Annotated in this window: 9 protein-coding genes; 5 read left to right on the top strand and 4 right to left on the bottom strand. The window is 72.8% G+C overall.

Translation table 11 applies throughout. The annotated features are described in order from the left end of the window. Window positions 1–378: 378 nt before the first annotated feature. The 3 genes from ACE3O1_RS00405 to mtrA are packed head-to-tail and all read right to left on the bottom strand — an operon-like array spanning window position 379 to window position 4,461. Entirely contained in the window at window positions 379–2,067 is a 1,689-nt protein-coding gene (locus ACE3O1_RS00405) for an LpqB family beta-propeller domain-containing protein (RefSeq protein WP_374311289.1), read from the bottom strand. Beyond that, window positions 2,064–3,773, bottom strand: a complete 1,710-nt coding sequence (mtrB, locus tag ACE3O1_RS00400) for an MtrAB system histidine kinase MtrB (RefSeq protein ID WP_374311287.1) — start codon at window positions 3,771–3,773, stop codon at window positions 2,064–2,066. The genes ACE3O1_RS00405 and mtrB overlap by 4 nt, the downstream gene beginning before the upstream one ends. 7 nt (window positions 3,774–3,780) lie before the next feature. Then, window positions 3,781–4,461 (bottom strand): MtrAB system response regulator MtrA, encoded by a 681-nt coding sequence (gene mtrA, locus ACE3O1_RS00395; RefSeq protein WP_374311284.1) that lies wholly within the window; start codon window positions 4,459–4,461, stop codon window positions 3,781–3,783. Between the two features lie 217 nt (window positions 4,462–4,678). On the opposite strand from mtrA, the gene ACE3O1_RS00390 reads away from it, so the two are divergent. Genes ACE3O1_RS00390 through ACE3O1_RS00370 form a run of 5 tightly spaced genes read left to right on the top strand, consistent with a single transcriptional unit; the run spans window position 4,679 to window position 10,295 of the window. Then, the gene (locus ACE3O1_RS00390) at window positions 4,679–6,124 is read left to right on the top strand and encodes a hypothetical protein (protein ID WP_374311282.1); all 1,446 of its coding nucleotides are present in this window, start codon (window positions 4,679–4,681) and stop codon (window positions 6,122–6,124) included. Then, entirely contained in the window at window positions 6,115–6,822 is a 708-nt protein-coding gene (locus ACE3O1_RS00385) for a DUF4129 domain-containing protein (RefSeq protein ID WP_374311280.1), read from the top strand. The genes ACE3O1_RS00390 and ACE3O1_RS00385 overlap by 10 nt, the downstream gene beginning before the upstream one ends. Beyond that, window positions 6,819–8,003, top strand: a complete 1,185-nt coding sequence (locus ACE3O1_RS00380; RefSeq protein WP_374311278.1) for a DUF4350 domain-containing protein — start codon at window positions 6,819–6,821, stop codon at window positions 8,001–8,003. Before ACE3O1_RS00385 ends, ACE3O1_RS00380 begins: the two co-directional genes overlap by 4 nt. Then, the gene (locus tag ACE3O1_RS00375) at window positions 8,003–8,992 is read left to right on the top strand and encodes an AAA family ATPase (protein ID WP_374311275.1); all 990 of its coding nucleotides are present in this window, start codon (window positions 8,003–8,005) and stop codon (window positions 8,990–8,992) included. Before ACE3O1_RS00380 ends, ACE3O1_RS00375 begins: the two co-directional genes overlap by 1 nt. Window position 8,993: 1 nt before the next feature. Continuing rightward, window positions 8,994–10,295, top strand: a complete 1,302-nt coding sequence (locus ACE3O1_RS00370) for a DUF58 domain-containing protein (RefSeq protein WP_374311273.1) — start codon at window positions 8,994–8,996, stop codon at window positions 10,293–10,295. Between the two features lie 69 nt (window positions 10,296–10,364). On the opposite strand, the gene ACE3O1_RS00365 is transcribed toward ACE3O1_RS00370, so the two are convergent. Beyond that, a complete protein-coding gene (locus ACE3O1_RS00365) occupies window positions 10,365–11,012 on the bottom strand; it encodes an MIP/aquaporin family protein (RefSeq protein ID WP_374311270.1) in 648 nt (215 codons plus the stop codon). Between the last annotated feature and the right edge of the window lie 195 nt (window positions 11,013–11,207).

Here is an 11,207-nt window from a genome sequence, read left to right as displayed (position 1 = left end):
GGGGGTTGGTGGGGGGGGGGGTTGGGGGGTGCGAGGTTGTTCTTTGGTGTGGGGGGGTCGCGGCGCCGCGACGCCGTCGAACGGCAGACCGCTCCACACCTCCACGGGTCCGCCGGGTGGGCGGATGATCCGCCGCGCCGGCGACGGCCGGAGCGCAGCCGCGCACTCCTCGCACAGCGACGCGTCGGGGGCGCCGCATCCCGCGCACACCACGGGCAGCACGAGCGCGAGCGCGTCGGAGAGGGCCGCTCGGACGACGGCGGGCGAGGAATCGGAGAAGAGCATTCCGCGACGCTCCCACCGGTTCAGGTCGCGCCCGCACGTCGCGGGCGCACCGGGGGACGGATGCCGCACCCCGGCCCGCTGGGGAGGAGCAGCCTACTGGGGGATGCCCTGCTGGGTGGCCAGCACGAGCACGCCCGTGGCGGTCGGCTGCCAGCTCGTGCCGCGCTTGACCGAGAGGGTGCCGTCGTCGGCGAGCAGCCGCACGCTGGAGAGCGACGTGCCGCCGGCGATCGAGGTCATGTTCGCGGGCGCGCCGCTCGGCTCCGCGGTCAGCCCGCCGACGACCTGCTCGATCACCGTCGTGCCCTCGTCGTCGCCCGAGAGCACGCCGATCGAGAGGTCGTCGAGCCACGCCAGCCCGCGGCTCGACCCGGGCACCGTCGCGAGCGGCACCGGATCCCCCAGTCGCTCGGGCACCTGGTCGGCGCCGCGGACGATGCCGGCGACCCACAGCGCGTTGCGCCCGCCCGCGGTGACGACGGCCGCCACGCGGGAGCCGTCGCGCGAGACGGACATCGCGTGGATCGCGCTGGCTCCGGGCCACGCGTCGGCGATGATGACCGGGCTCAGGTCGGCGAGGTAGGCCTGCACGCCGCCCGGCTGATCGCGCGGCACGGTCCACACGATGTCGAAGGGGTCGATCGAGGGGTCGATGACCCCGTCACGCGTGTCCAGGACGTCGTAGGTCTCGTCGGCGCGCACGATCGACACGGCTCCGTCGGACTGGCGCACGGCCGCCGCCTCGCGCTCCGGGCCGACCTGGACGGCCACCGGATCGAAGTCCGCCACGATCTGCGAGAGACCGGGGATCGGCTCGAGCTCGTCGCCGCCGGCGAGGAAGCCGAAGCCGTCCTCGGTGAGCACGAGCGGGGCACCCGGAACGCGGGTCGATCGCACGCCGACCGCCTCGGCCTCGATCGGCGTGGACCGCACCGTGAGCTCGATCTCGGAGACACCCGCCGACGCCAGGCTCGCGCGCAGCTGCGTGTAGATCCGATCGGTGGTCTCCCGGTCGATGGCGAGCGCGGCCTCGGACACCTCGATCTCGTAGGCGTTCCCCGGCCGGGGAACCGCCGCGACGACCTCGACCCCCTCGGGGAAGGCGGACTCGACCGACTCGGCGAGCCAGGTGCTGGGCCCGTCGTTGAGGGCGAGCGCCACATCCCGGGCGGCGCTCGTGGTCGGGAACCAGCGCGCATCGGGCACGAGGAACTGCCACGTGGGGTCGAAGTACATGACGGAGTAGTCGTGGAACACGCGCGGGAACTCGTCCCTGTCCAGCACGACGCCGTCCAGCGCGAACGAGATGCGCCACTCGCCGTCGATCCGGGCCAGTTCGAAGGGGAGCTCCGCCAGCTCGGCGAGTTCGGCCCGCTCGTAGGCCCCGCCGTCGTCGACGGTCGCCACCACCGTCGTCGCCAGGGTCACGACGCCCTCGTCGGTCTCGCTCGCCACGCGATCCTCGAACACGTCGACGATCACGCCTGCGGAGGGATCCCACGCCTGGGCGAAGTCCGGGGTCAGGAACTCGCGCGCGCGGTCCCACTGAGCGCGCGCGCCAGGACCGGATCCGGCGCGGATGAACCCCTCGACGATCTGCTCGGGCGTGGCTCCCGGCTGCGGGCTGTCGGGCAGGAGGAACGAGACGTCCTCGGAGTCCGGGGCATCCGAGGTGCTCAGTCCGTAGTTGACCTTGCCGCTGGTCGGAAGGCCCGCGCATGCCGTGAGCACGACCGCGAGCACCGCGACGATCAGCGACAGGATGCCGCGACGCGCCGTCACGATGCACCGCCCGGGGATGCGGCATCCGGCGTCCTCACGTCGGCGAGCGGGACCTGGATCGGCTGCGTGAGCCCGAGGTCGTCGACGGCGGCGATCGAGTCGTCTCCCGGGTCGAGCGGGATCGGCGACGGCCCGGTCAGGCGGGCGCCCTTGCGGGGAAGGGTGAGCACGAAGTTGGTGCCGCGGCCGAGCTCGGACCACACGCCGAGCTCGCCTCCGTGCAGCCGCGCGTCCCCGAGGGCGATCGACAAGCCGAGTCCGGTGCCGCCGATCGTGCGCGTGCGCGACGGGTCGGCCCGCCAGAAACGGTCGAACACGCGCTCCACGTCTTCGGGCTTCATGCCCAGGCCGTAGTCGCGCACGCCGAGGGCGACGGACTGCTGGTCGCTGTCGACCGTGACCACGATGGGGCGACCCTCGCCGTGCTCGATCGCGTTGCCGAGCAGATTGCGCACCACCCGCCGCACGCGGCGCGGGTCCATGTCGACGGGGGAATATCCCCCCGGCGCCACCAGCCGCACGTCGGTGCGGTGCTGCTCGGCGAGCTGCTCCATCGACGCGATCACGTCCTCGGCGAGATGGGCGAGGCTCGTCGGCTCCAGCTCCAGCTGCACCGACCCCGCGTCGTAGCGGCTGATCTCGAGCAGATCGGTCAGCAGCGTCTCGAAGCGCTGCACCTGGTTGTTGAGGAGCTCGGCGGCACGCGCCGTGGCGGGATCGAACGCGTCGCGCTGGTCGTTGATCATGTCGGCGGCCAGACGGATCGTCGTCAGCGGCGTCCGGAGCTCGTGCGACACGTCCGACACGAAGCGCTGCTGCACCAGGGACAGGTCGGCGAGCTCCTTGATCTGCGACTCGATGCTGTCGGCCATCGCGTTGAACGACCGGCCGAGCGTGGCGAGCTCGTCCTCGCCGCGCACCGGCAGGCGCACGCCCAGCTGCCCCGACGCGAGCCGGGCGCTCGTCTGGGCGGCCTCGCCGATCGGGGTGGTGACCGACCGCAGCACGAACCACGCGATGCCGCTGATGAGCAGCACCAGGCCGATGCCCACGATCCACAGCGTGCCCTGCACGAAGCCGAGGGTCTGGGGGGCGTTGGCGAGGTCGTAGGCGAGGTAGAGCTCGTAGGGCCCGACGCCGGGGACGTTCAGCTGCTGCCCGACCACGATGCCGGGAGTGGTCGTGCCGTCCTCGGTCGGCAGTGCGACCGATTGCCAGACCTGGCGGTCGTCGTTGGCGCGCACGCTCTCCCGCATGCCGTCGGTGAGGAGGCTCTCGAACGCCAGGTCCGACGTGAAGTCCTGCGGGGCGTTCTGCGAGAGCGGGCCGATGCGGAATGCGGCGTACGCGTCACTCGTGGACTGCTGATTCAGCGTGGTGCGCACGAGCTGCATCGCGTTCTGGAGCTGCACGTCATCCTGACCCGTGGCGCTGTCGAGGGTGACCTGCGCGGCGGCGGTGGCGCGCTGCGCGTTGAGCAGCACCTGGTCCTTGCGCGAGACGAACAGGTCGTTCTGGATGGCCAGCGCCATCCACACGCACGCGACGACGACCGCGAGCGCCGTCAGCCCCAGCGTCACCAGGATCGTCCGGAACCGCAGCGACCGGCGCCACAGGGTCGCGAGGTTGCCCGGCCACGCGCGCCAGTCACGCCACCCGCCGAGCGGCGTCCGGGTCGCCGTCACCCCCGTGGTCGGGGTCGCCATGTGCGCCTCACACGACCGCGCCGGCGCGATAGCCGACGCCGCGCACCGTGGTCACGATCTTGGGGTTGTCGGGGTCCTGCTCGACCTTCGCGCGCAGCCGCTGCACGTGGACGTTGACCAGCCGGGTGTCCGCCTTGTAGTGATAGCCCCACACCTGCTCGAGCAGCATCTCGCGTGAGAACACCTGCTGCGGCTTCGAAGCCAGCGCGACGAGCAGCTCGAACTCGAGCGGCGTGAGGGCGATCGGCCCTTCGCCCCGGCGCACCTCATGGGCGGCGACGTCGACGGTCAGGTCGCCGATGCGCAGGTGGTCGTTCGCCGGCTGACTGGCGGGGCGCAGTCGCGTCTTGATCCGCGCGACCAGCTCCTTCGGGTTGAAGGGCTTCACGATGTAGTCGTCGGCCCCCGACTCCAGCCCCTTCACGACGTCGGCCGTGTCGGTGCGCGCCGTGAGCATGATGATGGGCACGCCGGACTCCGCGCGCACGCGCGTGCAGATCTCGATGCCGTCCATGCCGGGCAGCATGAGGTCGAGGAGGATCAGGTCGGGGCGCTCGGTGCGCCACGCGTCGACGGCCTGGGCGCCGTCGGCGCAGAACACGGTGTCGAATCCCTCGGTGCGCAGCACGATGCCGATCATCTCGGCGAGGGCGGTGTCGTCGTCGACCACCAGGATGCGTGATGTCATCGCGCGGATTCGTCCTTCTCTTCATCGCACGGGCAGGGCGCGGACGGCGCCTTCCCCTTGCGCTCCCCACAGAGTAGTCGACACCGCCTGAGGACAGGCCGAGCACCGCCCGTGACCGCGCCGAAAGCGGTGGAAAGCGGATGCCGCGCGCGGCCGGTGTGACACGATATGGGAGAACGCCCGAAGACGCAGGCGCACGACCCAGAGGGGGACCCCCGTGACCGCCTATCCGGCCTGGACTCCGGCATCCCGACCGGGGATCATCCCGCTGCATCCCCTCTCGTTCGGCACGATCCTGGGTCGCTCGTTCTCGGCGCTGCGCAGCAACCCGCGGGTGCTGCTCGGCTTCGCACTCGTCGTGCAGACGCTCGCGTACATCGTCGTCCTCGTCGCCGTGCTGGGCATCGCCTTCGCGTCGTTCAGCCGGCTGGACACCCTCCAGCCGGGGAGCGACGAGTTCGACGCCGTCATGGCGGGGTCGGTCGCTATCACGCTGATCGCGGGGGTCGTGCTCGCCCTGGCGGCCGGCGCCCTCGGGGTCCTCGTGCAGGGCATCGTCGTCACCGAGGTCGCCCATGCCGCCGTTGCCGAAAGACTGACACTCGGAGCGCTGTGGCGCCAGGTGAAGCCGATCGCGTGGCGGCTCATCGGATACGCGGCGCTCCTCATGCTCGTGATCGTCGGCGCAATCGCGGTCGTCGGCGTCGCGACCGTCGCCATCGCGGCGGTCGCCGGACCCGCCGCCATCGTGCTCGTGCTGCTCGTCTTCCTCGCCTCCATCCCCCTCACCATGTGGCTGTCCGTCAAGCTGCTGCTCGTCCCCGCCGCGATCATCCTCGAGCGCGCGACTCTCGGGACCGCTATCGCGCGGTCCTGGACGCTGACGCGCGGACGGTTCTGGCCCGTTCTCGGCGTGATCGTCCTGATCTCGTTCGTGTTCGGATTCGTGGCGCAGGCGGTCAGCATCCCGTTCAGTCTGCTGAGCTCCGGACTCGGCACGATCATCGCCCCGACCGGATCCGCCGAGCCGACGGCGATCATCGGCATCATCGCCGGCGGGCTGCTGACCCAGGTCGTGACGCTTCTCATCCAGTCGGTCGCGATCGTGGTGCAGTCCACCGCCACGGCGATCATCTACATCGACTGCCGTATGCGTCGCGAGGGCCTCGACCTCGATCTCCTCGCCTACGTCGAGCGACGGGATGCCGGAGCCACTGCGCTCCCGGACCCCTATCTCGAGAACATCGGCCGAGCGGTGCTTCCGCGCCCCGTCTACAGCGCCCCGGGAATGTATCCGGCATACGGCCAGCAGGCGCCCGCATACGGACAGCCGCCCTACGGACCGCCGCCCCAGGGCCAGCCGCCGTACGCACAGCAGCCCTACGCACAGCAGCCCTATGCGCAGCAGGCCTACGCCCAGCCGGCCCAGCCGTCCGTTTACGCTGCTCCGGCGTACGGGCACCCACCGTACGCACAGCCCCCGGTCGCGCCCCCGGCGCCGGCCGGTCCGGCCTCGGCCGCTCCGGCATCGGCCGCTCCGGCATCGCCGGACGCCGACCGGGCTGCCCGAGAGACCGAAGACGGCGCCGACCCGGCGCGGACGACCTGGACCCCGCCCGGGGCCGCCCAGGACGGCGTCGACCGAGAGTCTCCGTGGGCCTGACCGGCTTGCTCGGCATCGCAGCGGGCGCGGGCGCCGTGCTCGCCGCCCGCGCCGCCGACACCGTCCCGCCCCTCGAGCCGGACGGCGACGAGGCGCGCCGCTGGGCCGAGACCGAGCTCTCCGATCCGGCATACGACATCGCCGAGCCGACGCTGCTCGACCGCGCCGCCCAGGCGATCCGCGACTTCCTGGCCGGCCTCTTCTCCACGGAGCTGTCCGGCGAGTGGGGCTCGCTGTTCGCCGTCATCGCCGCGGCCGTCGTCATCGCCGTGATCGCCGTCGCCTTCGCCGTCTGGGGTGTGCCGCGCTCCACCCGGCGTGCGCGCGCCGCGAGCGCCGCGCTCTTCGGCGAGGAGGAGGGCCGCTCGGCCTCCCAGCTCCGCGAAGCCGCAGCGTCCGCGGCACGTGCCCAGCGGTGGGACGAGGCCGTGGTGCTGCGCTTCCGCGCGCTCGCACGGGGATGCGTGGAACGCGGGGTCGTCGACACGCCGCCCGGTGCGACCGTGCACGCGTTCGCGCGCGCGGCGGCCCGCGCGTTCCCCGGCCTCGCCGGAGACCTCGAAACGGCGGCATCCGCGTTCGACGACGTCCGCTACCTCCGGCGCCCGGGCACCCCGGAGCTGTACCGGCTCGTCGCCGACGCCGACGACGCCGTGGTCGCGGCGCGACCGGCCGTCCGCGCCGAGGTGCTCGCGTGAGCGCCCCCGTGGTCGACGCACCGGCGCCCGCAGCGCCGCCCGCGCGCCGCCGGCGCCGGGGCACCTGGATCGCGATCGGCCTCGTCCTGCTCATCGTGGGCGGCGTGGGAGCGGTGATGCAGGCCGGCTCGCAGTGGATCGAGCGCGACAGCCTGGATCCCGAGTCCGCCGGGCCGACCGGCACGCGCGCCCTCGCCGAGATCCTGGGCCAGCACGGCGTCCAGGTGCGCGCTGCCCGCGACCACGAAGAGGTCGAGACACTTCTCGAGTCAGGCACGGCGACCCTGGTGCTCACCGACACTCCCGCCCTCTCCGACGGGCGCCTCCGGGAGCTCGTCGGCCTCGCGACCGACGTGGTGCTCATCGAACCGCGCTCGCGCACGATCGACCTGCTGATCCCCAGCGCGGCCATGGCCGGCTCGGCCCCCGATGGCGTCGTCCAGCCGGAATGCTCCCTGGATGCCGCCGAGCGCTCCGGCGGCATCCAGCCGGGCGCGCTCTTCAGCGCCTCCGGCGGCACGATGGCGTGCTATCCCGTCGAGGGAGGGCACGGCCTTCTGACGTCGTTCACCGGCGAGGACCGGTCGAGCGTCGTCGACGGCACCGTGCTGTTCACCAACGAGCACCTCGCCGAGAACGGGAACGCCGCGCTGGCCGTGAACCTGATGGGGCGGCATCCGCTCGTCGTCTGGTACCAGCCGGCACTGGGCGACACCGACCTCGCCGACACGGAGTTCACGCTCGGCGAGCTCACGCCGCCCTGGGTCAGCCCGGTGATCGTGCTGCTGATGGTCGCGGCCCTCGCCGCCGCCATCTGGCGCGGGCGCCGCTTCGGCCCGCTCGTGGCGGAGCGGCTGCCGGTCACCGTGCGCGCGTCGGAGACCACAGAGGGCCGGGCCCGCCTGTACGCGCATGCCCGCGATGCGCTCCACGCCGCCGACCAGCTGCGGATCGGCGCTCTCGAACGCCTCGCGCGCCTCCTCGGCCTCGGCCCCGGCGCGTCGGCGCAGGAGATCTCCGACGCGGCCGCGGCCCGCGCCGGGATCGACCGCGGCGCCGTGCGACGCACCCTCCTCGACGACATCCCCGCCACCGACGCCGACCTCGTCGACCTCGCGATGCGCCTGCGCCGGCTCGAGGACGCCGTGCATGCCCACGTCCGCCCCGAAAGGAACCCCTGATGAGCGACACTCCCCCGACCAGCCCGGCGCGGCCCGACGATGCGGAGCTGCGTGAGGCGATGAACCGCGTCCGCCTCGAGGTGGGCAAGGCCGTGATCGGCCAGGACGGCACCGTCACCGGGCTGCTGATCGCCCTGCTCGCGCGCGGCCACGTCCTGCTGGAGGGCGTCCCCGGCGTCGCCAAGACCCTGCTGGTGCGGTCGTTCAGCACCGCGCTCGGCCTCGACACGAAGCGCATCCAGTTCACGCCCGACCTGATGCCGGGCGACGTGTCGGGCTCGCTCATCTACGACGCCAAGGCCGGCGAGCTCGAGTTCCGCGAGGGCCCGGTGTTCACCAACATCGTGCTCGCGGACGAGATCAACCGCACGCCCCCCAAGACGCAGGCCGCGCTGCTGGAGGCCATGGAGGAGCGCCAGGTGTCGACCGACGGCGTCACGCGTCCGCTCCCCGACCCCTTCCTCGTGGCGGCGACCCAGAACCCCATCGAGCATGAGGGCACGTACACGCTCCCCGAGGCGCAGCTCGACCGGTTCCTCCTCAAGCTCCTCGTCGAGATCCCGGCGCGGGATGCGGAGCTCGCCGTCCTGCGTCGCCACGCGAGCGGCTTCGACCCCCGCGACCTCGCCGGAGCCGGCCTGCAGCGTGCGGCGAGCGCCGACGAGATCCACGCAGCACAGCGGGCCGCGGCATCCGTCACCGTCTCGGACGACGTGCTCGGCTACGTCGTCGACCTCGCGCAGGCCACCCGCCGCAGCCCGTCGGTGCAGCTCGGGGTCAGCCCCCGAGCGACGACCGCGCTCCTCGCCGCCGCGAAGGCGTGGGCGTGGCTCGGGGGGTACCCCGCGATCACGCCCGACCACGTGCAGACGATGCTGCTTCCCACGTGGCGCCACCGCATCCGCCTGCGTCCCGACGCCGAGCTCGAGGGCGTCTCCGTCGACGCCGTGCTCGGCTCGGTGGTCCAGCAGACCCGCGTCCCCATCTGAGATGTACCTCACCGGCCGTCTCCCCCTGCTCGTCGCCGTCGGCGCAGTGCCCGTCGTGCTGCTCTCGACGGCGGGCGTGGACGCGTGGCTCGCGGCGGGCGCGTGGATCGCCCTGTGCGCGATCCTGGCGCTGGCCGATGCGGCGATCGCGCCCGATCCGCGCCGGATCCGGGTCGAGCGACGGATGCCGCGCCGCGCGCTGCTCGGAGAGCCGGCCTCCGCCGAGGTGCGGCTGCGCAACGAGGGGAACCGCACCATCCGGGGGCGCTTCCGCGACGCGTGGCAGCCCACCGCAGGAGCGCCCCTCGAACGGGTGGCGCTCAGCCTCCCGCCCGGGGAGGGCCGCACCTTCACGATCCCCCTCCTGCCCCGGCGTCGCGGCGAGCTCACCTCGCGCTTCGTGGTCGTGCGCTCCGACGGGCCGCTGCGCCTCGCCGGCCGCCAGGCGAAGCTCGACAGCGTGGGCGCGCTCCGCGTGCTGCCGCCGTTCACGTCGCGCCGGCACCTGCCCTCGCGGCTGGCGCGACTGCGTGAGCTGGACGGCAACACGAGCGTGCAGGTCCGCGGCCAGGGAACCGAGTTCGACAGCCTGCGCGAGTACGTGCGCGGCGACGACGTGCGCTCGATCGACTGGCGCGCGACGGCCAGGTCCACGACGACGATGCTGCGCACCTGGCGCCCGGAGCGCGACCGCCACGTCGTCATCCTGATCGACACCGGACGCACCTCCGCCGCGCGTGTGGGCGACGGCGTGCGACTCGACGCGGCGATGGAGTCCGCCCTCCTGCTCGCCGCACTGGCGTCGCGCGCGGGCGATCACACCCATCTGCTCATGTTCGACCGGAGAGTGCGGGCCCGTGTGACGCGGGTCGACGGTCCGGGCCTGCTTCCGGCGCTCGTCGACGCCATGGCCCCCGTCGAGCCGCAGCTGATCGAGACCGACTGGGATGCCGCGTTCGCGGAGGTGCGCACCCTGACGTCGCGTCCGTCGCTCGTGGTGCTCCTGACCGCGCAGGACGCCGCCGAGGCCGCGCGCGGCTTCCTCGGCTCGCTGCCGGCGCTCACCCGGCGCACGCAGGTGCTCGTCGGCTCTGTCGCCGACGACCCCGATCCCCGCGAGGAACGGCCGGACGCGGCATCCGTCTACCGCGAAGCCGCCGAGCAGAAGACGGCACGGGATGCCGCGACCGTCGCTGCCGCGATGGCTCGAGCAGGGGCCGAAGCGATCTCGGACTCCCCCGAGGGTCTGCCGCCCCGCATCGCCGATCGCTACCTGGCGCTGAAGGCCGCCGGACGCCTCTGACCTCCGACGCGCCGCCGGACGCGGAACGGCCCGGGTGACATCCCACCCGGGCCGTTCGCGTGCTCTGGCCTACTTGGCGGTGGCGGGCAGCTTGTCGTGCGCGTTCAGCACGCGGAACACGACAGCTGCAAGGGCGCCGCCGACGATCGGAGCAAGGAAGTAGATCCAGTACGAACCCCACGCGAAGGCGCCCGTGATCGACAGGCCCAGGGCCACCGCGGGGTTGAAGCCGCCGCCCGAGATCGAGCCGAAGGCGACGGCGCCGACGAAGACCGTCGTGCCGATCGCGAGGCCGTAGAACGAGTTGTTCGGGTGATCCTTCGACGTGGCGACGTTGAGCACCACGTAGACCAGGACGAAGGTCCACAGTGCCTCGGCGATCAGCGCCGGGCCGACCTCGACCTCGACGGGAGCGGCGGCGGCCGGCCACAGCGCGAAGCTGAGCGCCGCGGCAAGCGCCGCGCCCACGAGCTGCGCGACGATGTAGACCGCCAGGCCGACGGCGTCGATCGCTCCGCGGAGCCAGACGCCGACCGAGACGGCGGGGTTGAGGTGCGCGCCGGAGATGTGGCCCGTGGCGTACACCATGACCATCAGCGCGAAGCCGATCGCCAGCGGCGTGAGGTCGCTGCCGCTGTTGACGGCGCCGATGATGGCGAAGACGAAGACGAAGGTGCCGACCAGCTCGGCGACTGCACTGCGAACCGTGCCCGTCATGGGGAGTTCCTCCATTCGGAACGGGCGGCGCGAAGTGCCCCGCCACGACTTACGGCCACGACACTAGCGGACGTTCAGCGATTTCCCAGGGATCCCGCGCCGCCCCCTCGGGGGAACAGCTGATGGACGCGGACCGACATGCGACCCACCGGGCGATCCACTAGATTCGGTGCGGGCGTCCCCCGTCTGCGTCCG

The organism is Microbacterium sp., from assembly GCF_041909575.1.
GTDB lineage: Bacteria > Actinomycetota > Actinomycetes > Actinomycetales > Microbacteriaceae > Microbacterium.
This window is presented reverse-complemented; position numbering and strand designations above follow the sequence as displayed.